Source organism: Reyranella sp., assembly GCF_052439685.1.
In the GTDB taxonomy this organism is placed as follows: Bacteria; Pseudomonadota; Alphaproteobacteria; order Reyranellales; family Reyranellaceae; genus Reyranella.
Map to the genome: position 1 here is coordinate 209437 of NZ_JBQVQG010000003.1, position 26120 is coordinate 235556.

Consider the following 26120-nt stretch of genomic DNA (forward strand, 5'->3'; position numbering starts at 1 on the left):
GCGGTCATGTCTGGCTGCCTCCGATGCGGCGCGCCAGCCAGGTCGAACCGACGACGATCGACACCGCCAGCACCAGCAGGACGACGGCGGTGGTCGAGCCGAGCTGCTCGTTGCGCATCAGCAGGAAGGAGCGGCCGGTCAAGGTGGCGAGCGTCTGGAAGCGGTCGCCGATCAGCAGCGAGGGGATGACGAACATCGAGACGCTCATCGAGAAGACGAAGGCGACGCCCGAGACGATGCCCGGCAGGGTGAGCGGCAGGGTCACGTGCGTGAAGCGGTAGAGCGGCGTGGCGCCCAGCGTCGCCCCGGCCTCGCTGAGGCGCGGATCGATCAGCTTCACCACGGAATAGATCGGCAGGATCATGAAGGGCAGGAAGATGTTGGCGGCGCCCAGCACCAGCCCGGTCTCGGTGAAGAGCAGGCGCTGCGGCTCGTCCCAGAGACCGAGACCGACCAGTATCTGAGAGACGATGCCGTCGCGGCGCAGCACGATCTGCCAGGCGAAGGCCTTGACGACTGCGCCAACCGAGAGCGGCAGGATGATCGAGACAAGCATCACGATCTGGACGACGGCGCCGGCCCGCGCCAGCGCGAAGGCAGCGGGATATCCGATCGCGAAGCAGACGAGCGTGACCCAGGCGGCGACGCGCAGCGTGTTGCCGACGACCCGCCAGTTGAAGGGATCGCTCAGGAAGGCGACGTAGGGCTGGATCGTCAGCCCGCCCGGTCCCATCAGGCTCTTCATGAAGAGCCAGAGCAGGGGGAAGGCGTAAACGACCAGCAGATAGAGAACCGCCGGCGCCGCGAGGAGGGCGACGGGATCCCGCCACGGCGAGGGCGCGCTCCTGGTCGTCATGGCGCCGGGTAGATCAGCGTGTCGGCGACGGCCCAACCCAGTCGCATCTCGGTGCCCGGCGCGGGCAGTCCGTCGGAAAGGTCCGCCGTCTCGACCATGAGATGGTCGCCATCACGCGCCTCGAAATGGAGCTGGACCTTCGATCCCTGGAACACCGCGTCGCGCAGGCGAGCGACCAGCGCGTAGTCGCCGGGCGCGTTCACCGTGATCCGTTCGGGCCGCACCGCGAGCACGACGGAGGCGCCGACCACGAAGCTGCCGGGCGCGCGCAGCGGGCCGAAAGCGGTGTCGACGATGACCTGGCCGTAATCCTGGCCGACGACCGTACCGGCGAGGCGAGAGGAGAGGCCCACGAATTCAAGCACGAAGGCGGTGGCAGGCGTGCAGTAGATCATGGCCGGCGCGGCAAGCTGCTCGATGGCGCCCTTGTTCATCACCGCGATGCGGTCGGACATGGTGAGCGCTTCGTCCTGATCGTGCGTCACGAATACGGCGGTGATGCCCAGTTCGCGCAGCAGCCTGCGCAGCTCGATCTGCATGTTTTCGCGCAGTTTGCGGTCCAGCGCGGAGAAGGGCTCGTCGAGCAGCAGCAGCTTGGGCTGCACGGCCAGCGCGCGGGCCACCGCGACCCGCTGCTGCTGGCCGCCCGACAAAGCGCGCACCGAACGGTCGGCGAAGTCGGTCAGGTGCACCAGCGACAGGAAGCGTCGCACCGTCGGGCCGATTTCGCCGGCGGGATGCTTCCGCGCCTTGAGGCCGAAGGCGATGTTCTCGGCGACGGTCAGGTGCGGGAAGAGCGCATAATTCTGGAAGACGACGCCGACGTCGCGTCGGTGCGGCGGCCGCGACCCGATCTCCTCGCCGTCGAGCCGGATGGCGCCACGGTCGGCCGCCAGCAGGCCGGCGACGATGCGCAGCAAGGTGGTCTTGCCGCACCCCGAGGGGCCCAGCAGCGAGATGAACTCGCCGGCGGCGACCTTCAGGTCGACGCCACCGAGCACGGTGACGCCGCCGAAGGCCTTTTCGGCGCCGGCGACATCGAGGAACGAATCGGAAGTCACGACGCGGCTGCGACTACATCGCCATGTCGCGGTCCCAGCGTTTCACCCAGTCGGCGCGATTGTCGGCGACGAACTTCCAGTCGATGCCGAAGATGGTCGCGTTGGTCGGTGCCCCGGCCGGCACCGGCGTATCCTTGTTGGTCGGCAGCGAGTAGGTCGCGGCCGAGAGCTTGGCCTGGACCTCCGGCCCGATCATCTCGTTGATGTAGCCCGCGGCCAGTTCCGGTTGCGGCCCGCCCTTCACCAGCGCGACGCCCGACGGCATGGCGAAGATACCTTCCTTCGGCACGGCGATCTCGACCGGCGCGCCGGCGGCCTTGCGCTCCAGCGCGACCTGCGAGATTGCGCTCGAGATCATGAAGCCCTCGCCCTGTTCCAGCAGATTGTAGGCCTGCGGCATCTGGGTGTAGGCGGTCAGCAGGTTGGGCTTGATCGTCACCAGCTTCTTGAATCCGGCATCGATGTCCTTCTGCGCCTCGGCCATCGGCTTCCCGGTGGCGAGGAAGGCCGCCATGAAGAGGTTGGCGAGGCCTTCCGTGTTCTGCAGCGACGGCAGGATCACGCGGCCCTTGTACTTGGGATCGTAGGCGTCGGCCCACGACGTCGGCGCCGTCTTCATGGCCTTGGGGTTGTAGGCGATGCCCAGCCAGGGCTGCAGGTAGTTGCACCACATCCCGTCCATGTGGATCGTGCCCGGCTTCAGCATGGCGAGGTTGGGGACCTTGGCGGCGGTCAGCGGATCGAGCAGGCCCTCGGCGACGGCCGGGATCATGACGGGATCGTCCATCATGACGACCGACAGATACTGCCTGTCCTTGTTCTTCTGCATCTTCTCGAGGTTGACCAGGGAGCGCGAGCCCTCGAACACGACCTTGCAGGAGAATTTCTTCTCGACGACAGGCGCGATGATGGTCTCGACGAAGCCCTTGTGGCTGGCGGCGCCGCCCACCACGAGTTCCTTGCCCTGCGCGCGCAGGATGCGCGGAGCGGCGAGTGCCGCCGTGGCGGCACCGGCAGCTGCAAGAACGGTGCGGCGGTTGAGGACGGCGATCTTTGACTTGTTCATAGGCAATTCCCCCTGCTCGAAGCGGGGGAAGCAAGGACCGTGCCTAATGCAAGACACCGTCATCTCGACCGGAGCCGAGCATAGCGAGGCGGAGTGACGGCGGTGACGCCGTCGGCCACCGCCCGGCTTTCAAGCCAGTCCGGCTCGGCGAGATTGAGCATTGCCAATGAAGGGACCGCCGCGATAATCGCGGCGTGCAGGGGCAAGGGGACAGGTTCGCGACACCGAATTTCGGATTCCTCGCAGAGGAGGAGCCGAGGCTGGTGCAACTGGGCGCGTTGGCGGAGCAATATTTCCGCGACGATCCCTCGACGTGCCTCGTCAAGATGCGCCAGTTCGCGGAACTGCTGGCCAAGCTGATCGCGGCGCGGCACCGGCTCTACGAAGGTGAGGAGACCTTCGAGCGGACGCTCGGGCGCCTGCGCGCCGAGCGTATCCTGCCGCGCGAAGTCTCCGACGTGTTCCACCGGCTGCGGCTGGTCGGCAATGCTGCCGTCCACGAGGCCGCCGGCACGCATGCCGAGGCGCTGGCCGCGCTCAAACTGTCGCGCCAGCTCGCCGTCTGGTTCCACCGGACCTTCGGCGGGGTGCCCGACTTCAGGCCTGGCCCCTTCGTGCCGCCGCGCGAGCCGGTCGATGCCACGGTGGCGCTGCAGGCCGAGATCGAGGCGCTGCGGCAGAAGATGGCGGAGAGCACCCGCGAGGCCGAGGAATTCGCCTCGGCGCGCGCGGAGAGCGAACGCCGCGTGCTGCAGCTCAGCGAGGAGCGCGCCGTCTGGGAGCATCTCGCGCTGGAGACCGAGGCCGAGAAGCTCTCGTTGTCGGCGCGGCTGGCCGAGCTGCAGGCGATGGCGGTCAAGGCGCCGAAGGAAGAGGCCGCCGCGCTGCTGGAGGCGGGCCTCGAAGCGGCCGCCCATATCGACCTCGACGAGGCGGGCACGCGCGAGCGGATCGACCAGCAACTGCGTGACCGCGGCTGGGAGGCCGACAGCGTGACGCTGCGCTTCTCCGAAGGCACCCGGCCCGCCAAGGGCCGCAACCGGGCCATCGCCGAATGGCCGACCGCCAGCGGGCCCGCCGACTACGCGCTGTTCGCCGGTCTCGACCTCGTCGGGCTGGTCGAGGCCAAGCGCCGGCGCAAGAACGTCTCGGCGGCGATCGACCAGTCGGAACGCTATGCGCGGAGCATCGCCCCGCCCGACGGCGGCGCCTTCTGCGGCGGGCCGTGGGGCGACCACCGCGTGCCCTTCGTGTTCGCCAGCAACGGCCGCGCCTACCTCAAGCAGATCGAGACCGAGAGCGGCATCTGGTTCCGCGACACGCGCCGCGACGCCAACCACCGCCGCGCGCTGGTCGACTGGCCGACGCCGCAGGGCCTGGTCGAACAGTTGCAGGTCGACCGCGACGCCGCGACCAAGGCGCTCGACGAACTACCCTTCGATTTCGGCTTTGCCCTGCGCGACTACCAGCAGGAGGCGATCCGGCGGGTCGAGGCGGCGCTGGCCGACGACCGGCGCACGATGCTGCTGGCCATGGCGACCGGTACGGGCAAGACCCGGCTGGCCATCGCCATGCTCTATCGCCTGCTGACGACCAGGCGGTTCCGGCGCATCTGCTTCGTGGTCGACCGCTCGGCGCTGGGCGAGCAGGCGGCGGGCGAGTTCACGACCACCAAGGTCGTGTCGGGCAAGGCCTTCGCCGACATCTTCGGCCTCAAGAAGCTGCAGGACGTCGAGCCGGAGGCCGACACCAGGGTCCATATCTGCACCATCCAGGGGCTGGTGAAGCGCGTGCTCTATGCCGCCGATCCCGCGCAGGCGCCGCCGGTCGACCAGTACGATCTGGTGGTGGTCGACGAATGCCATCGCGGCTACCTGCTCGACCGCGAGCTGAGCGATTCCGAACTCGGTTTCCGCGGCCAGGACGACTACATCTCGAAGTATCGCCGCGTGCTCGACTATTTCGATGCGGTGAAGATCGGCCTCACCGCGACGCCGGCGCTGCATACGACCGAGATCTTCGGCGACCCGATCTACAAATATTCCTACCGCGACGCCGTGATCGACGGCTTCCTGATCGACCACGAGCCGCCGTTCCGCATCACCACGGCGCTGGCCCAGGCCGGCATCACCTTCGCCCGCGACGCGCAGCTCGAGCTGCTCAATACGAAGACGGGCGAGATCGACCTCGCCCATGCGCCGGACGATCTCACCTTCGACGTCGAGTCGTTCAACCGCAAGGTCGTCACCACCGAGTTCAACCGCGTGGTGGCCGAGGAGCTGGCGCGCCACATCGATCCGGCGCTGCCCGACAAGACGCTGATCTTCGCCGCGACCGACGCCCATGCCGACATCGTCGTGGCCGAGGTCAAGAAGGCCTTTGCTGCCGCCTATGGCGGGATCGACGATGCGGCGGTGAAGAAGATCACCGGCAGCGTCGACAGGGTGCAGACGCTGATCCGCTCGTTCCGCAACGACGCCCATCCGCGGATCGCCGTCACGGTCGACCTGCTGACCACCGGCATCGACGTGCCGAAGATCACGAACCTCGTGTTCCTGCGGCGGGTCAACAGCCGCATACTCTACGAGCAGATGATCGGCCGGGCGACGCGGCTCTGCCCCGAGATCGGCAAGGAGGTGTTCCGCATCTTCGACGCGGTCGATCTCTATCCGCACCTGCAGAACCTGACCGAGATGCGGCCCGTCGTCGTCAATCCCTCGATCCCGTTCGCGCAGCTCGTCGACGAACTCACCAAGGCCGGCGACGACGCGGGCCGCGAGACCGTCCGCGAGCAGATCGCCGTCAAGCTGCGGCGCCGGGCGAACAAGCTCGCGCCCGAGGCGCGCGCCCGCTTCGAGGCGGTGGCCGGCGAGACGCCAGAGGAAACGCTGCAGCGGCTGCTGGAGACGCCGCCGGCCGAGCTGGCCGCATGGTTCGCCGACCGAAAGGAACTGGGTCCGATCCTCGACTGGCAGGCGGACGGCGATGCGCCCCGCTACATGCCGATCTCGCAGCATCCCGACCGGCTGGTCGATGTGTCGCGCGGCTACGGCACGGCGACCCGGCCGGAGGATTTCCTCGACGGCTTCACCGCCTTCGTCCGCGACAATCTCAACACCATCGCCGCGCTCAAGCTCGTGGTACAGCGCCCGCGCGACCTGACGCGGGCCGACCTGCAGGCGCTGCGGCGGGCCTTCGACCTGAAAGGCTATTCCGAGGCGAACCTGCGCACCGCCTGGTCGCAGGCGCGCAACGAGGACATTGTGGCGCCGCTCATCGCCTACATCCGGCAGGCGGCGCTGGGCGATCCGCTGGTGCCCTATGCGCGGCGGGTGCAGGACGCGATGGACCGCATCCGGCGCAGCACGGCCTGGAGCGAGCCGCAGAAGCGCTGGCTGCAGCGCATCGGCGAGCAGGTGGCGAAGGAGATCGTGGTCGACCGCGAGGCGCTCGACCGGGAGCCGTTCCGCAAGGATGGCGGCTTCGCACGACTGAACAAGGTGTTCGACGGCGAGCTCGCCCTCGTGCTCGCGAACATCAATGAGGAACTGTGGAGAGAGGCAGGCTGATGGCCACCACCACCGACATCGTCGCCAAGCTGTGGGCGCTGTGCAACGTGCTGCGCGACGACGGCGTCACCTACAACGAATACGTCACCGAACTCACCTACCTGCTGTTCCTCAAGATGCTGCAGGAAACCGGCCGTGAGGAGCGGCTGGCGAAGGAGTATCGCTGGGCCGAGTTGGCGCGGCGCGAGGGGCTGGACCAGCTCGACCATTACAAGCGCCTGCTGCTCGACCTCGGCAGCACCGGAACGAAGGACGCGCTGGTGCGCACCATCTTCACCGATGCCCAGACCAGGCTGCGCAAGCCGACCAACCTTAAGGCGCTGACCGCCAGCATCGACCAGCTCGACTGGTATTCGGCGCGCGAGGAGGGGCTGGGCAATCTCTACGAGGGGCTGCTGGAGAAGAACGCCGCCGACAAGAAATCCGGCGCCGGCCAGTATTTCACGCCGCGCCCGCTGATCGACTGCATCGTGCGGCTGGTCCAGCCGCGGCCGGGCGAGACGGTGCAGGATCCGGCCGCCGGCACGGCCGGCTTCCTCGTCGCCGCCGACCGCTACATCAAGGACCGCACCGACGATCTCTATACGCTGGGCGAGAAGAGCGACTTCCAGGTCCACCACGCCTTCGGCGGCGCCGAGCTGGTGCCCGATACGCACCGGCTCTGCCTGATGAACCTGCTGCTGCACGGCATCGAGGGCGGCGTCCAGCTCGCCGACACGCTGTCGCCCGACGGCGAGGGCCTGCCGCCGGCCGACCTCGTCCTGACCAACCCGCCCTTCGGCACCAAGAAGGGCGGCGGCCGGCCGACCCGGTCGGACTTCTCGGTGACCGCCGGCTCCTCGAACAAGCAGCTCGCCTTCGTCGAGCACATCGTGCGGACGCTGAAGCCCGGCGGCCGCTGCGCCGTGGTGCTGCCCGACAACGTGCTGTTCGAGGACAATACCGGCCGCGCCCTGCGAACTTGGCTGATGGAGCTGTGCGACCTGCACACCATCCTGCGCCTGCCGACCGGCATCTTCTATGCGCAGGGCGTCAAGACCAACGTGCTGTTCTTCCGGCGCGGCACGACCGACACGGGGAACACGAAGGCCGTGTGGATCTACGACCTGCGCTCCAACATGCCGGCCTTCGGCAAGACCCGGCCGCTGACGCTCGCCGACTTCGCCCCCTTCGAGGCGGCCTACGGCGCCGATCCCAAGGGCGCCGCCCGGCGCAGCGACGAGGGCGAGACGGGCCGCTGGCGCCGCTTCACGCGCGAGCAGATCAAGACGCGCAATGACAATCTCGACATCGCCTGGCTGCGCGACACCGAGGTCGAAGCCGAGGAACAACTCTCGGACCCCGATGACATCGCCGCCGCGATCATCGGCCATCTCAAGGCGGCGCTGGAGGACATCGAGACGCTGGCGGAAGAGCTGGAGCCGGAAGAAGTGCCTGCGCCTGTCGCGGAGGCGGCGGAGTGAGTGACGTGCCGCTAGGTTGGGCGGAAACTTCAATTGGCGATATTTGCCATCTAGTGAATGGAAGGGCCTTCAAGCCATCGGATTGGGAAGAAGTCGGACTTCCGATTATCCGGATTCAGAATCTCAATCGACCTGATGCCAAATTCAACTTCTACTCCAAAGAGGTCGATGCGCGATTCCTCGTGGAAAGTGGCGACCTACTGTTCGCTTGGTCCGGAACGCCCGGCACGTCTTTTGGCGCTCACGTCTGGCAGGGCTCAAAGGCGATTCTGAATCAGCACATCTTTAACGTGCATTTTGATCGGGCGTATTTTGATCGCGACTTTCTAAGACACGCGATCAACCAGACCCTGGACGAACAGATTGCAAAGGCGCATGGCGGGGTCGGATTGCGTCACGTAACCAAGGGGAAGTTCGAAGAAACTGTCATCTCGATACCTCCGCTCGCCGAACAACGCCGCATCGTGGCGAAGATCAACAGCCTGTCGAGCAAGTCGAAGCGCGCGCGCGAGCACCTCGATCACATTCCTCGCCTCGTCGAGAAATACAAGCAGGCGGTGCTGGCGGCGGTGTTCAATGCACCTGACAATCGCCCAACGCCTCTTTCAAATCTCGTATCCGATGGCCCTACGAACGGTTACTCGCCACAGACTTCGGCAGATGATACCGGAACGCTCAGCCTGCGATTGAGCGCGACCACTCGTGGTGTTCTCGATCTTTCCGCAAAAGCCGTAAAGCGCCTTAGCGAAACGATCCCGGTTGGCTCTCGGTATTGGTTGCAGCCGGGCGATTTGCTGATCCAACGGGCGAACTCTCTGGAACATTTGGGCGCCGCAGCCATCTTCGACGGTCCTCCTGCGACGTACATCTATCTTGATCTCATGATGAGGGTGAGGATTGCGGATCCCGAAGTTCGACGCCTGGTTTGGCGCTTTCTCAACAGTCGCCAAGGACGCTCCTACTTCGTCTCGAAGGCTACGGGGACTGCGGGAAATATGCCGAAGATCAATGGCGCCGTTGTCCGCGGCATGCTCATACCCATGCCATCCGCAGCACGAGTCTCTGACATCAACAGGTCCGTCGACCACGCCTTCGCCTGGATCAACCGCCTCGCCGCGGAGGCGACGAGCGCGCGGACGCTGATCGACCGGCTCGACCAAGCGGTGCTGGCCAAGGCGTTTCGCGGCGAGCTGGTGCCCCAGGATCCGAACGACGAGCCGGCGAGCGTGCTGCTGGAGCGGATCCGGGCGGAGCGGGAGACGGCGCCGGCGGCGAAGCCGCGACGCGGTCGGGTCAGGCGATCATAGAGGTCGGCAGACGGTTCCGAAACATGCCTCTGCAGAACCGGGTGACGCCGAACGGTGACATCGTCTTCTCCTCGGAGCGCGGCCGATCTCGACCGCTCCCTGCGTGGCGCGCGGGTCGACCGGCGGCGCGGCACGGTCACCTACCCGACCTGCTTCGGCGATCTTCCCGACGGCGCCCTGTTCGTGGCCGACGAAGGGACGTTCCTGAAGTGGCAGGGGACGGCGCGGCCGTGGTCGCTCGACGGCACGGGCCGGCGGTCGTCCGGGCGCCGGGGAGCGAGGTCACGGTGCTGACGCCGCGTCCGAACGCCGAGGAATCTCGCGTGTGATATGCGTCAAGATTGCACGCGACGGCCGGCGTGCGCCCAAGTCCTTGAAAAGGCTTGAGAAGTTCTGCAAACAAACGAAACAAACGAAATAAACGAAACATTCGAAAGGAAGGTCGCACCTCCCCGATCAGGTATCATGATACCGCAGGGACATCCCCGCGACCTTGAAACCGGCACGCCGCGTCTCCTGCGGCCGGTCCGGCGCGTCTACTCGCCCTTCAGCCGCGCCACTTCTTCTTCCAGTTCCTTGATCCGCCGGGCGAGGCTGTCGACGGCGGGAGCGATGTCAGCCTCGGTGTAGCGGGGGACGATGTGTTGCCGGCAGTTGACGTCCCAGGCCTCGATCGTGAAGGCGATCGCCCTTTGGGGCCGTGCGCGGTAGGCCGGGTCGACCAGCCGTTCCATCAGCTCGAGATCGCCTTCGACGATCCGCGCCCGGCCCCAGAGCTTCAGCCGCTGCTGGGTGGCGAAATGCAGGACGAAGATGTGGGCGCGGTCGTTCTCTCGCAGATGACCGAGCGTGATGTACTGGTGGTTGCCCGCGAAGTCGGCGAAGGCCAGCGTGTGGGTGCCGATGGGCTTCAGGAGCCCCGGCGGCCCGCCGCGGTGCTGTATATAAGGTCTGCCGTCGGCGCTGGCTGTCGCGAAGAAGAACGTGTCGATGATGCCGAGGAACTGGCGGAGATCGTCGGTGATCTCCGTGTTCCAGGTTCGGCCCGCGAACTGAGGTCGCGATCCGAGACGTGTCTGCTCCGCCTTCACCCCGGCTGAGAACATGACGTCTTCGGGATCGCTCATCCCAGCCGCTCCATCGTTACCCCAGCTTCTTGCCGAGCTCGCCGGCGATTTCCTGGATGAACTGCCAGGCGACGCGGCCTGACCGCGATCCGCGCGTGATCGACCACTCGACCGCCCGCTTGCGCAGCTCGTCCTTCGGGATGTCGAGTCCGTAGAACTCGCAATAGCCCTCGATCATCGTGAAGAACGTGTCCTGGTCTGCATTGTGGAAGCCGAGCCACAGGCCGAAACGGTCCGACAGCGAGACCTTCTCCTCGACCGCCTCGGACGGGTTGATGGCCGTCGAGCGCTCGTTCTCGATCATGTCGCGCGGCATCAGGTGGCGCCGGTTCGACGTCGCGTAGAAGACGACGTTCTCCGGCCGGCCCTCGATGCCGCCGTCGAGCACCGCCTTCAGCGACTTGTAGGCGGCATCCTGCCCGTCGAAGGAGAGGTCGTCGCAGAACACGATGAAGCGACGGCTCGAGTCGCGGATCATGGTGAGCAGTGCGGGCAGGGACGGGATGTCCTCGCGATGGATCTCGATCAGGGCGAGCGGGCCCGGCGGGCCGCCCATCTCGCGGTTCACGTGGGCATGCACGGCCTTGACGATCGAGCTCTTGCCGGCGCCGCGCGAGCCCCAGAGCAGCGCGTTGTTGGCCGGCAGGCCCTTGGCAAAGCGGCGCGTGTTCTCGACCAGGGTCTCCTTCTGGCGGTCGATGCCGACCAGCAGGTCGAGGTTTACGCGATTGACCTTGGGGACCGCTTCGAGGCGGTGACCGGCGGCGTGCCAGACATAGGCCTCCGCCCCGTTGATGTCCGCGCCGGCAGGCGTGGGAGGCGCCAGACGGTCGAGGGCTGCCGCAATGCGTGAGATAGTGGCTTTAAGGTCTTGATCCATTGTCGCCAGCCGCTGAAAAGGGGGGCGACCATATCGCCCCCGGCCTGCGTTGCAAAGCGGGGGGAGACCGCTATAGTCCGCGCGCTTTTTCGACGGCCGGAAGACTCGGGAGCAGAAGATGTTCATTTCACAGGCGTGGGCGCAGGGTGCAGGCGGTGGCGGCGGGGATTTCCTCGTTCAGCTCTTTCCGCTGGTCCTCATCTTCGTCGTCTTCTACTTCCTGTTGATCCGTCCGCAGCAGGCAAAGGCGCGCGCCCAGCGCGAGATGCTGGCCGGGGTGAAGCGCGGCGACCGGGTCGTTACCGGCGGCGGCATCATCGGCCTTGTGACCAAGGTGATCTCCGACAACGAGGTCCAGGTGGAACTTGCCGAAGGCGTGCGGGTTCGCATCATCAAGCAGACCATCACCGACATCCTGACGCGCGGCGAATCGGTGCGCGGTCCAAAGGACAGCAGCGAAGAGGACGACAAGCCCATGCTGCCGCCGCCGGCCCCCGCACCGGAGCGCAAGAGCCTGCTGGGCAGCCTGTTCGGCGGCGGCAAGAAGTAACGGCCGCAGAAGGGCTTAGGTCGGGATGCTCAACCTTCCGCGCTGGCAGACGATCGTCATTGCCGGCATCACGCTCCTGTCGGTGCTGTTCGCCCTGCCGAACCTGCTGCCGGCCAGCGTGCTCCAGCACCTGCCACAATGGTATGCGACCAGCCGGATCAATCTCGGCCTCGACCTGCGCGGCGGCGCCCATTTCCTGCTGGAAGCCGACCTTCGCTCGGTACTGACCGAGCGCCTGACCAACCTGTCGGACGCCGTGCGCGCGGAGCTGCGCAAGCAGCAGGTGCCTTTCAAGGACGTGACGGTCGAGGCCGGCAAGAACCTGGTGGTTACCCTGCGTGACGAGGCGAACCGCTCCAAGGCCCTGGACGCGATCCGCGCGGTCGATCCTGCGCTGGCCCTGTCGGGCAGTGGCGATACGATCCGGGTGGCCTATTCCGAGCAGGAGCTCGCGAAGCGCAAGAAGGAAGTGATCGACCAGTCGATCGAGATCCTCCGGCGCCGCGTTGACGAGACCGGCACGCTCGAGCCCACCATCACCCGCCAGGGCGACGAACGTATCCTCTTGCAGGTCCCAGGCATCAAGGACACCAGCGACCTCAAGCGCAAGATCAACCAGACCGCGAAGCTGACCTTCCATCTGGTCAACGAGGACCTCGCGGCGACCGGCCAGAACATCCCGCAGACCGTGCCGCCCACCACCTTCCTGGTGCCGACGCGCGAGGGCATGCTCGAGCTGCGCCGCACCAATCCCAAGGCCTGGGAGGATATCCAGGCCGCCAACCCGCGTCTGTCGCCTGAGCAGATCTGCCGGCGCTACCAGCCGCAGTGCCTGCCGGTTCTGAAGCGCGTGGTCGTCGGCGGCGAGGATCTCGACGATTCGAAGGCCACCTTCGAACAGCAGCAGGGCGGCCGACCGATCATCAGCTTCACCTTCAACTCGGCCGGCGGCCGCGCCTTCTGCAACGCCACCCGCACCAACATCGGCAAGCGGCTGGCGATCCAGCTCGACGGCGAGATCATCAGCGCCCCGGTCGTGCAGAGCGCAATCTGCGGCGGCAGCGGCATCATCACCGGCAGCTTCACGACCCAGCAGACGCAGGAGCAGTCGCTGCTGCTGCGCTCCGGCGCGCTGCCGGCAACGCTCAGCATCATCCAGGAGAGCACCGTCGGTGCCGACCTTGGCGCGGACGCCATCCAGGCAGGAACCGTCGCGGCGCTGGCCGGCACCCTGCTGGTGGCGATCTTCATGTTCGTGGCCTACGGGCCGGTGTTCGGCGGCTTCGCCAATCTTGCCATGCTGGTGAATCTCCTGATGGTGTTCGCCGGCATGTCGATCCTGGGCGCCTCGCTGACCCTGCCCGGCATTGCAGGCCTCGTCCTCACGGCAGGCCTCGCGGTCGACGCCAACGTGCTGATCTACGAGCGTGTACGCGAGGAGAAGGCGCTCGGCCGGTCTCCGTTCAGCGCGCTCGCCACCGGCTACGAGAAGGCAATGTCGGCCATCATCGACGCCAACCTCACGACCCTGATCGCCGGCGTTCTGCTGTTCGGTTTCGGCTCGGGGCCAATCCGCGGCTTCGCGACGACGCTGACGCTCGGCATCATCACCTCGATGTTCAGCTCGACGATCTTCACGCGCATGCTCCTCGCGGTCTGGGTGCGCTGGCGCCGCCCCGCCGAACTCGTGATCTGAGGCGAAGCCATGTGGAAGCCTGTCCGCCTTTTCGCCTTCAAGAAGAAGTTCGACTTTCTCGGTCAGCGCCGCGCCGCACTGATCATCTCGACCCTGATCAACGTCGTGTCGATCGTCGGCGTCCTGACGATCGGCCTGAACTTCGGCATCGACTTCAAGGGTGGCATCGCCATCCAGGCCAAGGCCAAGGACGGCAAGGCCGAGCTCGACCAATTGCGCAACACGGTGGGGGCACTTGGCGTCGGCGAGGTTTCGCTGCAGGAATTCGGCGATCCGAGCACCGTCCTGATCCGCGTCCAGCGGCAGGAGGGCGACAACCAGTGCGTCGCAGGTGCCCAGCGCGTGATGCAGAAGACCGCCGGCCAGGGTTGGCTGGTCAAACCCGGCCCGGTCGGAACAGGCGATGTCCAGTTCACCTCGCCGTCCGCGCTCGACTCCGCCAACTGGCGGGATGCGGTGAGCCGCGCCGGCCTCACGCTGCAGGAGCGCCAGCTTCCGCGCGGCTCGACCAACACGGCCAATATCGACATGTCGATCGAGCAGCGCGCCGAATGGTGCCAGCAGGTCGCGATCAAGCTGGTCGAGGATGCGATCGGCAGCAACTACGAGCTGCGCGGCACCGAATCGGTCGGTCCGAAGATCGGCGATGAGCTGATGCGGAGCGGCATCTACGCCGTGATCGCCACCATGTTCGCGATCGCGATCTATGTCTGGGTACGCTTCGAATGGCAGTTCGCTGTCGGCGCACTGATCGCGATGCTGCACGACGTCATCTCGACGATCGGTGTCTTCGTGCTATTCCAGCTCGACTTCAGCCTGACGGCCCTGGCGGCGGTGCTGACGATCGCCGGCTACTCGATCAACGACACGGTCGTGATCTTCGACCGCGTGCGCGAGAACATGCGTCGCTACAAGAAGATGCCGCTTCTGGATCTGCTGAACCACAGCATCAACGAGACCCTGTCGCGTACCTTGATGACCTCGGCAACGGTGTTCGTGGCCGTCGGCGCGCTGGTGCTGTTCGGCGGGCCTGTCCTGCACAGCTTCTCGGTCGCCATGCTGTGGGGCGTCATCGTCGGCACCTATTCCTCGGTCTGGGTCGCCTGCGCCGGCCTCGTCTATCTCGGCCTGCGCGCCGACCAGCTCCGCCCGGCCGACGACAAGGCTGACAAAGGCGGCGATACGGAGAAGGCGGGGGCGTGAAGCCGCCGTCCCCGGGACCCGCCGACAAGACCCTGCCGACCCCGGACCCGGCCCAGGTCCAGTACATCCGCAGCTACGGTCCCGGTCGCTTCATGATCAGTGACAGGGAATGGCGGTCGCCGGTCCTGGTGACGCCGACGGTCACCCATCCGTGGATGGTCGACCGCGTCGAGGATCTTTCCCTCGACAGCCTGGCACCGCTGCGCGAGGCCGCCGTGCCGACGGAGATCCTGGTGCTGGGCTGCGGCCCGCGCGCCGTATTCGTTCCGCCGGACCTGCGGGCGGCCCTGAAAGCCGCCGGCATGGGCCTCGAGGTGGTCGATACGGGATCCGCCTGCCGCATTTACAACGTGCTGCTGGCCGAGAGCCGGAGGGTGGCGGCAGCGCTCATTCCGCTGTAGCGAAAGCGGGACGATCCGATGAAAACGCGGCCCGTGGGTTCCCGTTTCTCCTGTTCGTCCCGACGTCCGTCAAATCGGGGCGTTCTGCTGGGCCAGCATGCAATAGAGCATACCGATGGAGAACATTGTGTTGAAGCGGCTGGCATGGAGCGCCCTCGGAGCCGCTGCAGCCTTCTCTTCCGCCGTGGCTTCGACCAGGCCCAGGATCTTCTGCTGGTTCGGCCAGATGATGAACCAGACGTTGAAAGCCATCACCAGCGCCATCCACATGCCGACGCCGATCATGATGAACCCGGGACGCAGCGTCAGTGCCTCGACGATGTACCTGTTCATGGCGGCGACCAGAAGGCCGGTGACGACCGTCGCGAGAGCGGCGTAGCGGAACCACCACAACACCGTCGGTGTGATGAACTTGGTGAGGGCGGTCCGGCTTTCCACCGGCTGGATCTTCGGCATGGTGGGCACCTGCACGAAGTTCAGGTACCAGAGGAGGCCGATCCACATGACGCCGCAAACCACGTGCACCCAGCGCATGATGACCGTCGCATAGGCATGGTCGATCCGGATCGACTGTCCGGTCGCCGCGCCGGCGATCACGACGATCAGGATCAGGAGCACGACACCGGCGGAAACGGTTCGTCCAAGCGAGGCAAACAAGGCACCCATGTTGAACTTCCCCCTTTATCTTATTGAAGGGATTGATGAATCCCCGATCGGTACACTCTAATCCGGAGCCATTCTGCGTACAAGTGTCGCACCCCAGCTTTGATCCCCTCATGACCGGCTTTCAGCCCGACAGCTCCCGCGCTGCCGAAGCTTCGCACCGCTACGTGCTCGACCTGGTGCGCGCTGCCGACCGGGAGCGCTTCCTCGGCGCCCTGTTCGCGCCGGAGCCCCGGCGCAGCGGTTTGCTGGCGCTACTCGCTTTCGATCACGAGCTGGCGCGCACCCGCAGCGTCACCAGGGAACCGATGCTGGCGCGCATCCGGCTGGAATGGTGGCGTCAGGCGATGGCGGAAGCCGCCGGGAGCGGCAAACCACGCGCGCAGCCCATCGTCGAGGCGCTGGCGGAGACGATCCGCCGGCACGGGCTTGTGCTCGAAAGCCTGGTCGAGCTGATCGACGCGCGCGAGGAGGAGATCGAGGGGCCGCTCGACGTCATGCGCGCCGGCCATGCGCTGGCCGACCTCGAACTCGGCGTCCTGGGGGTCGAGGATGCGGCGTCGCGGCAGGCGGCCCATGCGGTCGGCGCGGCCTGGCTGATGGGCGAAGGCCCGGAGCGCGACCAGCTCGTGGGTGATGCGCGGGCGCTGCGCCGGAAGGTCGATCCCGCCGCCCTGCCGATCCTGTTGCCGGCGCTTTCCCTCGGCCGCCCCCTGGGGCCGCTGCGGCGGCCGCTGGCCTATTGGTGGGCGGCGAGACGCGGGCGATACTGAGGGACAACCCGGGAGGAAGCGTGGCACGCGCGAAGGCAAACGGTATCGAGATCGAGTACGAGACGTTCGGCAACCGGAAGGATCCGGCGCTGCTGCTGATCATGGGCCTGGGCGCGCAGCTCACGCTCTGGCCGGAGACAATTTGCGAGGGGCTGGCCGCCCAAGGTTTCTTCGTCGTGCGCTACGACAACCGCGACGTCGGCCTCTCGACCGACTTCGATGAATGGGGCGTGCCCGACGTGATGGGCGCCTTCGCCAAACTCATGAAGGGCGAGAAGGTCGAGACTCCGTATTTGCTTTCCGACATGGCGGCCGATGCGGCCGGCCTGCTCGACGCGCTGGAGCTCGATCGCGCGCACATGGTCGGTGGCTCGATGGGCGGCATGATCGCCCAGGTGATCGCCGCCACCTATCCGCAGCGCACGCGCTCCCTCGTCTCCATCATGTCGACCAGTGGCCGTCCGGGCCTGCCGATGGGCAAGCCCGAGGCCGTGGCGATGCTTTCGGCGCAGCCCGAGGGAACGGAGCGCGAGCAGCTGATCGCCCATGGTATCAAGTTGCGCACGGTCATCAGTGGCCCCGGCTATCCGACGGAGCCTGCTGCAATGCGCGCCCTGGTCGAACGCAACATCGACCGGCGCTACTATCCGCCGGGCGCGGCGCGCCAGTATCTGGCGATCATGGCCTCGGGTCCGCGCGTCGATCTCCTGAAGACGGTGAAGGTGCCGACGCTGGTCTTGCACGGCGAGGACGATCCGCTGCTGCCGGTCGAGTGCGGGCGGGACGTGGCCGCCCTCGTGCCGGGCGCGAAGATCGAGACGTTTCCCGGCTGGGGACACGACGTGCCCGAGCAGATGGTGCCCAAGCTGGTCTCGAGCATCTCGAGCTTCTGCAAGACAGTCTGAGGAATCACGTCCATGAAGTTCGGCATCTTCTACGAGCATCAGCTGCCCCGGCCGTGGGGCGAGAAGAGCGAGTATCAGCTCCTGCAGGACTCGCTCACCCAGATCGAGCTCGCCGACCGGCTGGGCTACGACTATGCGTGGGAAGTCGAGCATCACTTTCTCGAGGAGTATTCGCACTCCTCGGCGCCGGAAGTGTTCCTCGGCGCCGCCAGCCAGCGCACCAAACGCATCCGGCTGGGCCATGGCGTGATCCAGCTCACGACCAACAACCCGCATCGCGTCGCCGAGAAGGTGTCGACGCTCGACCTGCTCTCGGGCGGCCGGGTCGAGCTCGGCATGGGCGAGGCCGCGGGGCCGGCCGAGCTGCACCCGTTCAACATCCGGGTGCGCGACAAGCGCGAGCGCTGGGAGGAGGCCGTGAAGGCCATCGTCCCGATGTTCACCAAGGAGAGCTGGGAGTTCCACGGCGAGTATTACGACTTCCCGGCACGCAACGTGATTCCCAAGCCGTTCCAGAAGCCGCATCCGCCGCTGTGGGTCGCCTGCTCGAACATCGCCACCATCGGCAAGGCGGGCGAATGGGGCATGGGGGCGCTGGGCTTCACCTTCGTCACGCCCGAAGCGGCACGCGCCTGGGTGCATAAATACTACAACAACCTTCTCAACAACTCGAAGAAGCTCGCCGACTATCCCAGCAATCCCAACGTGGCGATGGTCTCGGGCTTCATGTGCGCGGCCACCGACGAGGAGGCCGAGGCCAAGGCCGCCGGCTGGACTTTCTTCATCTTCGCGCTCTCCTACTATGGCCGCAAAGGCGTCGATGCGCCGGGGACCTCCAACCTGTGGGACGAGTACCAGGCCTGGCGTGGCGGACCGGAGGAGAAGAAGGCCCTCGAATCGGGGCTGATCGGCTCGCCGGAAACGATCCGCAGGAAGTTGCGCCAGTTCCAGGCCAGCAGGGTGGATCAGGTGATCCTGCTCAACCAGGCCGGCAAGACCAGCCACCAGGACATCTGCGACTCGCTCGACCTCTTCGCCCGCGAGGTGATGCCGGAATTCCATGCCGCCGAAGCCGAGCATGCGATCTGGAAGCAGAAGGTGCTCGACCGCGAGATCGTGCTCGAGGACCTCGACGTCGCGAAGTACGACATCTTCAGCCACCAGAACGAACACATCGTCCGCCTGACGCCCGAGCAGCTGAAGCAGAAGATGGCCGAGAAGGAAGCCGCCGCGAAGCGCGCCTGAGCGCTCTTCGAGCAGCGACGTCAGCGACGAACGGGCGGCCCCGCGTCGTCCAGACGGGTGCAGTTGGTCGCTTTGGTCATCAGGCAATCCTGGAGCTGGGATGTCCTGCGCAGTTCGTGCGTCAGGACCACGCCCCCGATCAGGAGCAAGACCATGACGACGAGCGCGATCAGGCTCTTGCGACGTCCAACTGCTTCGCGTTCCTCTGCTTCCCGTTCGGAAGGTTCCCGGTCGTCGGACATTCGCGACCTACTCGGCCGGATGCAGGCCGGCGGTTGTCGGCGGTGTTTCGACGGCCGGCCGCCGCTTGCGCGCATTCAGTCTCTGCTGGAGGCGGTCGAGATAGAGGTAGATGACGGGCGTCGTGTAGAGCGTCAGCCATTGCGAGACGAGGAGACCCCCCACGATCGCGATACCGAGCGGGCGGCGCAGTTCGGAGCCGGCGCCCTGGCCGATGGCGAGCGGCAGGCCTCCGCCGATCGCCGCGAAGGTCGTCATCATGATTGGCCGGAAGCGCAGCAGGCAGGCCTCGTGGATCGCCTCCAACGGCGTCTTGCCCCGCTCGCGTTCGGCCTCCAGCGCGAAGTCGATCATCATGATGGCGTTCTTCTTCACGATGCCAATGAGCAGGATGATGCCGATCAACGCGATGACGCTGAGGTCGTAGTGGAAGAGCATCAGCATCGCCAGCGCGCCGACGCCGGCAGATGGCAGTGCCGAGAGAATGGTGATGGGGTGCACATAGCTCTCGTAGAGCATGCCCAGCACGATATAGACGGCCAGGATCGCCGCGGCGATCAGGAGTGGCGTCGAGGCGAGTGACGACTGGAAGGCCTGCGCCGTTCCCTGGAACGCGCCGTCCAGGGTGATCGGCGTATGCAGGTCGGCCTGCATCTGCTTGATCTTCTCGACCGCGTCGCCCAGCGCCACTCCGGGTGCAAGGTTGAACGACACGGTGACGGCGGGAAACTGGCCCTGGTGACTGACGGTGAGGGGCGCGACCCGGTTGGTGAAGCGCGCCAGCGTGCCCAGCGGTACCTGCGTACCGGTATTGCTCGCCACATAGATGCGCGACAGCGCGGTCGGGTCGGACCGGAATGACGGCAGGACTTCGAGCACGACCTTGTACTGCGTGCTGGACGTGTAGATCGTCGCCACCTGGCGCTGGCCGAAGGCGTCGTAGAGCGTCTGGTCGATGAGAGCGAGGCTGACGCCCAGTCGCGAGGCGATGTCGCGATCGATGTCGATCGAGATATGGGGCGCCGCGATCTGCTGATCGGATGTGACGTCCTGCAGTTCCGGCAGCTTGGCCATGTTCTGCTCGATGATCGGCGCCCAGTGGTTCAGCTCCGCGACGTCGGTCGAGGTGAGCGTGTACTGGAATTCGGTCTTGCTGAGGCGGCCGCCGACATTGATGTCCTGGCCGGCCTGCATGAAGAATTTAACCCCTTGGACGGCCGCCACCTTGGGCCTCAGGCGCTGGATGATCTCCTGTGCAGAGGCGTCGCGCTCGCTGAAGGGTTTCAGCTGAATGAACATGCGGGCGGTATTTTCCGACGAGTTGCCGCCGGTCGATCCCACGAAGCCGACGACGCCCGAAACCGCGGGATCCTGCTGGATGATGGCGGAAAGCTGGGTCTCCAGATCGGCCATGGCGGCGAAGGAGATGTCCTGTCGCGCCTCACCCTGGGCGAAGATGAAGCCGGTGTCCTGCTCGGGGAAGAAGCCCTTGGGAATGATCACGTACAGGTAGCCCGTGACGGCGATCAGGACGAGGGTGGAGAGCAGCATCAGCGGCTGGTGGCGGAACACCCATTGCAGGCCGCGGTCGTAGCCGCGCATGACGGACTCGAATACGTCCTCGCACATCTGGTCGAGCCGGCCGCGCTTGTGCCCGGCCTTCTCGCGCTTGAGGAATCGCGCGCACATGACCGGCGTGAGCGTGAGCGACACGAAGGCCGACATGATGACCGCCACCGTGACGGTGACGGCGAACTCGCGGAACAGGCGGCCGACGATGCCGCCCATGAACAGCAGGGGAATGAACACAGCGATCAGGGAGAAGGTGATCGAGATGATCGTGAAGCCGATCTGGCCCGCGCCCTTGAGCGCGGCGTTGAACGGTGTCTCGCCCTCCTCGATGTAGCGCACGATGTTCTCGATCATGACGATCGCGTCATCGACGACGAAGCCCACGGCGATCGTGAGGCCCATCAGCGAGAGATTGTCGATGCTGTAGCCGAGCACGTACATGACGCCGAAGGTACCCACCAGCGACAGGGGCACGGTGATGCTGGGGATGATCGTAGCCCACAGGTGGCGCAGGAAGATGAAGATCACCATCACCACCAGGCCGATGGTCAGCACCAGGGTGAACTGCACGTCCGCCACCGAATCGCGGATCGATTGCGAGCGGTCGGAGACCAGGTCGACTTTCACGCCCTTGGGTGCGGAAGCGAGAAGGCGAGGCAGCTGCGCCTTGATCGTGTCGACGATTTCCACGGTGTTGGCGCCGGGCTGGCGGAACACCAGGAGAAGCTCGGAACGCTTGCCGTTGAACCAGGCGCCGCTGCGCGGAGCCTTGGTGGCGTCGATCACTTCGCCGATGTCGGTGAGCTTGACCGGGGCGCCGTTGCGGTAGGCGACGATGATCTGCTTGTAGGTCGAGGCCTGGAAGAGCTGGTCGTTCGTGTCGATGGTGAACGACTGGTGTTCGTTCTCGAAATTGCCCTTGGCCTGGTTCAGCGTGGCATTGTTGATGGCCAGCCGCACGTCCTCGAGGCCGATCCCATGCGCGGCGAGGGCAGAGGGATTGGCCTGGATGCGGACCGCGAAGTCCTGCTGGCCGCCCACCAGCACCTGCGACACGCCGGGGATCGCCGAGATTTTCTGGGCGAGGATCGTGAAAGCATAGTCGTCGACCTTGTAGATCGGCATGTCGTCGGACCGAACGGCATAGATGAGGACGGCGCGGTCGGCGGGATTGACCTTTCTATAGGTCGGCGGATTCGGCAGGTCTTTCGGCAGGAGACCGCTGGCCGCGTTGATGGCGGTCTGGACGTCGGTCGCGGCGCCGTCAATGTTGCGGCCGAGATTGAACTGCAGGGCGATCGACGTGGTGCCGAGGCCGCTCGTCGAATTCATCGAGGCGAGGCCGGGGATTGCGGCGAACTGCTGTTCGAGCGGCGTCGCGACCGACGACGCCATGGTTTCCGGACTGGCGCCAGGCAGGGTCGCCGAGACGGTGATGGTCGGGAAATCGACATTGGGAAGCGCCGCCACGGGCAGCAGGCTGTAGGTTGCCGCGCCGAACACGAGCAGGCCGAGCATCAGCAGGGACGTGGCGATCGGCCGGCGGATGTAGGTTTCCGAAATATTCATGGCGTCAGCCCGCCTGGGGCGTCGGCGCCGCGACCGCGGCCGGCGGCTTTGCCGAAGGCTCCGCTGCGGGCGTTGCCGGGTCGACTTTGATGCGTGTGCCGTTGGACAGCCGGTACTGGCCGTCGACCACGATCTTCTCGCCGGCCGTTAGGCCCTTTTCGATGATCGCGATGTCATCCTGCATGCCGGAGGTCTCGACGTCGCGCCGCTCCACGGTGCTGTCGGGGCGGATGACATAGGCATAGTAGCCCGACGGGCCCTGCATGATGGCGCGTTGCGGCACGGTCACCGCGCCATTCTTCATGGACAGGACCAGCCGCACGTTCACGAACTCACCCGGCCAAAGGGCCTCGTCGCCGTTGCGAAAGGTGGCCTTCATGCGCAGCGTACCGGTCGCGACATCGATCTGGTTGTCGATCAGCGAGACCTCGCCTTTGGCCAGCACCTTCCTGTCGTCGCTGGCATAGGCATAGACGGCCAGTGGGGCAGCGGCCTGGTTGTGGCGGATCGCCTCCGCATAATCCTGTGGGACGGTGAAGTTCACGAAGATGGGTTTGATCTGGGTGATGCTGACCAGGCTCGTGCTCTGGGAGGACTGGACGAGATTGCCGAGGTCGACGAGAAGCTGGCCGGTGCGGCCGTCGATCGGCGCGCGAATGTCGGCATAGGAGAGGTTCAGCCTGGCAGTGTCGATCGCCGCCTGATCGACGGCGATCGATCCCTTCAATCCGTCGACGGTGGCCTGTTGCTGGTCGACGCTCTGGCGCGACTGGAAGCCCGAGCCTGTCAGCTTGCTGTAGCGCTCGAGGTCGAGCTGTGCGCCGAGAAGCAGCGCTTCGTTGCGCGCCTTGGCGGCGGTCGCCGAATCGAGCGTCGCCTGGTAGGGGCGGGGATCGATCTGGAAGAGGGGGGTGCCGGCGGTGACGTCCTGGCCTTCCTTGAACAGGACCTTGACGATCTGGCCGTCAACGCGCGCTTTGATGGTGACCGTCTTGAAGGCCTGCACGGTGCCCAATCCGCGTACGAGAACCGGAACGTCCTTCGTCTCGGCGACGCCTGCCGACACCGGGACGAGAGGAGGCGAGGCAGATGCCCTTGCGCTGGTATTGCCGGACTGATGGAGGAACAGATAACCCGAAACGGCCAAGATGATCGCGAAGCCTGTGCCCGCGAGCTTGGTCAGTGTCGATTTCTTCATCTCTGAACGGCCTTCCCTCGTCACTCACAGGAGAGAGCGAGATTGGGAGTCGGCGCCGCAAAGAGGGCTACAGCACGACGTTTCGCTTACAGGAAGCTGACGCGCCTGTGCTCATTGACGCAGGGACGAGCGTCGATGCCTTGTTCGCGGTCGATCTGATAAGCGCAGCCTATCTGCCGGCCGGCACCTGGGTGCGATACCAGTCGAGGATTTCCGCGCCGGTCCACAGGACGACGCCTTCGTGGCCGAGGATGTAGTCGTAGAGCATCTCGAGATACTTGATCCGGTGCGGCACGCCGGTGAGATAGGGGTGGATCGAGATGGCCATCACGCGCGGCGCGGTCTTGCCGTCGAGGTAGAGCCGGTCGAACTGGTCGCGGCCGCGGCGGAAGATCTCGTCGGAAGGCTGCTGTTGCACGGCGCTCATGACGACGTCGTTGATCTCGACCGTGTAGGGTACCGAGACGATCTCGCCGTGCGCGGTCTTCAGGGACAGCGGCTGCTCGTCCATGACCCAGTCGGCGACATATTCGATGCCGGCCTCGGCGAGCAGGTCGAGCGTTTCGTCGGTCTCGGTGAGGCCGGGACTCTCCCAGCCGCGCGGCGGCTTTCCGGTGAGGTCCTTGATCGCGCGGATCGTGTCGGCGATGGCGCTCTTCTGGTCCTCGACCTTGTGCATCGGCTTTTGCACCCAGCCGTGACCCATGAAGTCCCAGCCGGCCTCGTGCGCCGCCTCGCAGGCCTCGGGATAGAGTTCGCAGGCCGTGCCGTTCACCGCGAAGCTCGCCTTGAGCTTGCGCGTGCTGAGCGTCTCGAGGAAGCGCCAGAAGCCGACCCGCATGCCGTACTCGTGCCATGCCCAATTGGGCACGTCGGGCAGCAGGGGCACGCCCATCGGCGGCGGCAGGACGGTGCGAGGCATCGCACCGGCCGGACTCCAGTTCTCGACATTCACGATCGTCCAGACGGCGACTCTTGCATCGCCCGGCAGGACCAGCTTCGGCCGCTTGTGGATCGGCAGGTACGGCGTGCGACCGCGGACGCTACTGCCAGTTTCTGAAGTCATCGCTTTGAGCTTTCCGGTGAACGAGCCCGTATTTCACGCAAGGCCGCAGCAAAATCCGCGCCGTTACCCGTTCGTCGTGGCTATTTCTGCGCCGGTATGAACTTCGTCTGCTGCCCCGGCTTCATGGGTACCCCTGCCGTGGGCGGAGGCATGTACCAGTTTTCAACCCAAAGCCCCGCGACGTTGCCCTCCATCCTGAACGTCAGGGTACAACCGTCGTGGTTGTTGTCGGTCCTGAGTTGGTCTCCTGGCGTCGCCTCGACACTTTTAGCGCGAGGAATCTGTCTGTCCGACAGCCCTCCCTCCGGTTTGCTCTGATCCACGTCGAAGGCGCCGGATCTGGCCGCCCCTCGGATGAAAACCACACGAGGTTCGCTGAAGAAGACCCTCACACCGGCGGTCGTTCGTTCGACACGATCGATCCAGCAGATGTCGCGCGCTTCGGCGGAGGCTGCTGCGGCCAGAAGGCTTGCCAGAGCCACAGCAGCATGACGAAGCGACCTCATCGTAATGTCATTCGAGACGGCGAGTGCATCACTTGTTGGGGTTGATCAGGAACTTCTCGCCCGTCGCGCGCTTGGCGTAGGCGGTGAGGTTCTGGAGATCGAGCGCTTCCTGCAGCGAGATGGTCTTCGTGTAGTGGCTCACGAAGGTCGTCTTGAGCGAGTTCACGACCCGCTCGCGCAGGCGCAGCTGGTCGGGCCGGCCGATCTTCTGCAGGAACGGCGTGAGCAGCCAGCCGCCGACGCCCCAGGCCATGCCGTAGTTGCGCGTCAGCTCGACCGGGGCGGTGTTGAGGCTGCCATAGACATAGACCTGCTTGTGCACCGAGGAGCCGTAGCGGTTGTAGGTCGTCGCGGTCTTGTTGATGGCGATTTCCATGGCCGTGAGGATCTGGCTGGCGAGCTTGCCGCCGCCGATCGCATCGAAGGCGATGGTGGCGCCGGTCTCGACCAGCGCCTGCACGAGATCGTCCTGGAAGCTCGCGGTGCTGGAATCGACCACGTGCTTGGCGCCGATGCCCTTGAGCAGCTTCGCCTGCTCTGTGCTGCGCACGATGTTGACGAGACCAATCCCGTCCTCGTTGCAGATCTTGACCAGCATCTGGCCGAGATTGGAGGCCGCCGCCGTGTGCACCAGTGCCTTGTGGCCCTCGCGCTTCATGGTCTCGGTCATGCCGAGCGCCGTCAGCGGATTGACGAACCACGAGGCGCCCTCGGCCGCCGTGGTGCCGGCGGGCAGCGGCTGGCAGTCGCGCGCGTTCAGCACCCGGTACTGGGCGTACATCGAGCCGCCGACCATGGAGACGAGCTTGCCCTTGAGTGCCTGCGCGGCGTCGGACGAGCCGGCCTTGATCACGGTACCGGCGCCTTCGTTGCCGACCGGGAGCGACTCGCCCAGGCGCGTCGCCAGGAACGGCAGGGCGGCTGCGGACACCGGTGCCGTCACCTTGACGTCATCGCCGCTGCCGGTCGACGTGGCCTTCGAGAGATCGGCGGGACCGGTCAGCAGGCCGAGATCGGACGGGTTGATCGGCGTCGCCTCGACCTTGACCACGACCTGGTCGGGGCCGGGCTCCGGCACGTCGACCCGCGCCAGCGACAGTTCGAGCTGACCCTCGGTGGAGATCAGGGAGCGAAGCTGCAGTCCCGATAGTTTGTTGGCGTCGCTCATTTCGATCTCCTGATTTTTTGAAGGCGCGCACGATGC

23 protein-coding genes are annotated in these 26120 nt (G+C 65.9%); 11 read left to right on the top strand and 12 right to left on the bottom strand.

The window, feature by feature from the left end; all coding sequences use genetic code 11:
• Positions 1–4: 4 nt before the first annotated feature.
• From ACT6UX_RS06580 to ACT6UX_RS06590, 3 genes are read right to left on the bottom strand one after another with little or no spacing between them, the layout of a single operon-like run.
• Positions 5–856 carry an ABC transporter permease gene (locus ACT6UX_RS06580; protein ID WP_444774348.1) on the bottom strand — a complete coding sequence of 284 codons (852 nt, stop codon included), beginning with the start codon at positions 854–856 and terminating at the stop codon, positions 5–7.
• Positions 853–1917: an ABC transporter ATP-binding protein gene (locus ACT6UX_RS06585; RefSeq protein ID WP_444774349.1), complete on the bottom strand. Its 1065-nt coding sequence runs from the start codon at positions 1915–1917 to the stop codon at positions 853–855. Before ACT6UX_RS06585 ends, ACT6UX_RS06580 begins: the two co-directional genes overlap by 4 nt.
• Positions 1918–1930: 13 nt before the next feature.
• Positions 1931–2983 carry an ABC transporter substrate-binding protein gene (locus ACT6UX_RS06590; protein ID WP_444774350.1) on the bottom strand — a complete coding sequence of 351 codons (1053 nt, stop codon included), beginning with the start codon at positions 2981–2983 and terminating at the stop codon, positions 1931–1933.
• A 263-nt stretch (positions 2984–3246) separates the two neighbouring features.
• On the opposite strand from ACT6UX_RS06590, the gene hsdR reads away from it, so the two are divergent.
• The 4 genes from hsdR to ACT6UX_RS06610 are packed head-to-tail and all read left to right on the top strand — an operon-like array spanning position 3247 to position 9616.
• Positions 3247–6552: a type I restriction-modification system endonuclease gene (hsdR, locus tag ACT6UX_RS06595; protein WP_444774351.1), complete on the top strand. Its 3306-nt coding sequence runs from the start codon at positions 3247–3249 to the stop codon at positions 6550–6552.
• Positions 6552–8015 carry an N-6 DNA methylase gene (locus ACT6UX_RS06600; protein WP_444774352.1) on the top strand — a complete coding sequence of 488 codons (1464 nt, stop codon included), beginning with the start codon at positions 6552–6554 and terminating at the stop codon, positions 8013–8015. Before hsdR ends, ACT6UX_RS06600 begins: the two co-directional genes overlap by 1 nt.
• Positions 8012–9322 (top strand): restriction endonuclease subunit S, encoded by a 1311-nt coding sequence (locus ACT6UX_RS06605; protein ID WP_444774353.1) that lies wholly within the window; start codon positions 8012–8014, stop codon positions 9320–9322. Before ACT6UX_RS06600 ends, ACT6UX_RS06605 begins: the two co-directional genes overlap by 4 nt.
• 54 nt (positions 9323–9376) lie before the next feature.
• A complete protein-coding gene (locus ACT6UX_RS06610) occupies positions 9377–9616 on the top strand; it encodes a hypothetical protein (RefSeq protein WP_444774354.1) in 240 nt (79 codons plus the stop codon).
• Between the two features lie 242 nt (positions 9617–9858).
• Here the strand turns inward: ACT6UX_RS06610 and ACT6UX_RS06615 are convergent, their stop codons facing one another.
• Both ACT6UX_RS06615 and ACT6UX_RS06620 read right to left on the bottom strand, forming a co-directional pair.
• The gene (locus ACT6UX_RS06615; protein WP_444774355.1) at positions 9859–10449 is read right to left on the bottom strand and encodes a pyridoxamine 5'-phosphate oxidase family protein; all 591 of its coding nucleotides are present in this window, start codon (positions 10447–10449) and stop codon (positions 9859–9861) included.
• A 16-nt stretch (positions 10450–10465) separates the two neighbouring features.
• Complete coding sequence (locus ACT6UX_RS06620; RefSeq protein WP_444774356.1) at positions 10466–11329, bottom strand: ATP-binding protein; 864 nt, start codon at positions 11327–11329, stop codon at positions 10466–10468.
• A gap of 118 nt (positions 11330–11447) precedes the next feature.
• Here ACT6UX_RS06620 and yajC point away from each other — a divergent pair, with 118 nt between their 5' ends.
• The 4 genes from yajC to ACT6UX_RS06640 are packed head-to-tail and all read left to right on the top strand — an operon-like array spanning position 11448 to position 15179.
• Positions 11448–11879, top strand: coding sequence for a preprotein translocase subunit YajC (yajC, locus tag ACT6UX_RS06625; RefSeq protein ID WP_444774357.1), 432 nt, complete (start codon positions 11448–11450; stop codon positions 11877–11879).
• A gap of 25 nt (positions 11880–11904) precedes the next feature.
• Positions 11905–13575, top strand: a complete 1671-nt coding sequence (gene secD / locus ACT6UX_RS06630) for a protein translocase subunit SecD (protein ID WP_444774358.1) — start codon at positions 11905–11907, stop codon at positions 13573–13575.
• A 9-nt stretch (positions 13576–13584) separates the two neighbouring features.
• A complete protein-coding gene (gene secF, locus ACT6UX_RS06635; RefSeq protein ID WP_444774359.1) occupies positions 13585–14778 on the top strand; it encodes a protein translocase subunit SecF in 1194 nt (397 codons plus the stop codon).
• Positions 14775–15179: an Mth938-like domain-containing protein gene (locus tag ACT6UX_RS06640; RefSeq protein ID WP_444774360.1), complete on the top strand. Its 405-nt coding sequence runs from the start codon at positions 14775–14777 to the stop codon at positions 15177–15179. The genes secF and ACT6UX_RS06640 overlap by 4 nt, the downstream gene beginning before the upstream one ends.
• 69 nt (positions 15180–15248) lie before the next feature.
• Here ACT6UX_RS06640 and ACT6UX_RS06645 read toward each other — a convergent pair whose 3' ends face one another.
• Positions 15249–15845 carry a urate hydroxylase PuuD gene (locus ACT6UX_RS06645; protein ID WP_444774361.1) on the bottom strand — a complete coding sequence of 199 codons (597 nt, stop codon included), beginning with the start codon at positions 15843–15845 and terminating at the stop codon, positions 15249–15251.
• A gap of 110 nt (positions 15846–15955) precedes the next feature.
• Here ACT6UX_RS06645 and ACT6UX_RS06650 point away from each other — a divergent pair, with 110 nt between their 5' ends.
• The 3 genes from ACT6UX_RS06650 to ACT6UX_RS06660 are packed head-to-tail and all read left to right on the top strand — an operon-like array spanning position 15956 to position 18765.
• The gene (locus ACT6UX_RS06650; RefSeq protein WP_444774362.1) at positions 15956–16615 is read left to right on the top strand and encodes a squalene/phytoene synthase family protein; all 660 of its coding nucleotides are present in this window, start codon (positions 15956–15958) and stop codon (positions 16613–16615) included.
• Positions 16616–16635: 20 nt separating this feature from the next.
• Entirely contained in the window at positions 16636–17520 is an 885-nt protein-coding gene (locus tag ACT6UX_RS06655; protein WP_444774363.1) for an alpha/beta fold hydrolase, read from the top strand.
• A gap of 12 nt (positions 17521–17532) precedes the next feature.
• Positions 17533–18765, top strand: coding sequence for an LLM class flavin-dependent oxidoreductase (locus ACT6UX_RS06660; protein WP_444774364.1), 1233 nt, complete (start codon positions 17533–17535; stop codon positions 18763–18765).
• 20 nt (positions 18766–18785) lie between these two features.
• Here ACT6UX_RS06660 and ACT6UX_RS06665 read toward each other — a convergent pair whose 3' ends face one another.
• From ACT6UX_RS06665 to ACT6UX_RS06690, 6 genes are all read right to left on the bottom strand, one after another.
• Positions 18786–19007 (bottom strand): hypothetical protein, encoded by a 222-nt coding sequence (locus ACT6UX_RS06665; protein WP_444774365.1) that lies wholly within the window; start codon positions 19005–19007, stop codon positions 18786–18788.
• A 7-nt stretch (positions 19008–19014) separates the two neighbouring features.
• Positions 19015–22146: a multidrug efflux RND transporter permease subunit gene (locus ACT6UX_RS06670; protein WP_444774366.1), complete on the bottom strand. Its 3132-nt coding sequence runs from the start codon at positions 22144–22146 to the stop codon at positions 19015–19017.
• 4 nt (positions 22147–22150) lie between these two features.
• Positions 22151–23344: an efflux RND transporter periplasmic adaptor subunit gene (locus tag ACT6UX_RS06675; RefSeq protein ID WP_444774367.1), complete on the bottom strand. Its 1194-nt coding sequence runs from the start codon at positions 23342–23344 to the stop codon at positions 22151–22153.
• Between the two features lie 169 nt (positions 23345–23513).
• Entirely contained in the window at positions 23514–24410 is an 897-nt protein-coding gene (locus ACT6UX_RS06680; protein WP_444774368.1) for a polysaccharide deacetylase family protein, read from the bottom strand.
• A gap of 80 nt (positions 24411–24490) precedes the next feature.
• Complete coding sequence (locus ACT6UX_RS06685) at positions 24491–24916, bottom strand: hypothetical protein (protein WP_444774369.1); 426 nt, start codon at positions 24914–24916, stop codon at positions 24491–24493.
• 28 nt (positions 24917–24944) lie between these two features.
• Positions 24945–26084: a zinc-binding dehydrogenase gene (locus tag ACT6UX_RS06690; RefSeq protein ID WP_444774370.1), complete on the bottom strand. Its 1140-nt coding sequence runs from the start codon at positions 26082–26084 to the stop codon at positions 24945–24947.
• Positions 26085–26120 lie beyond the last annotated feature (36 nt).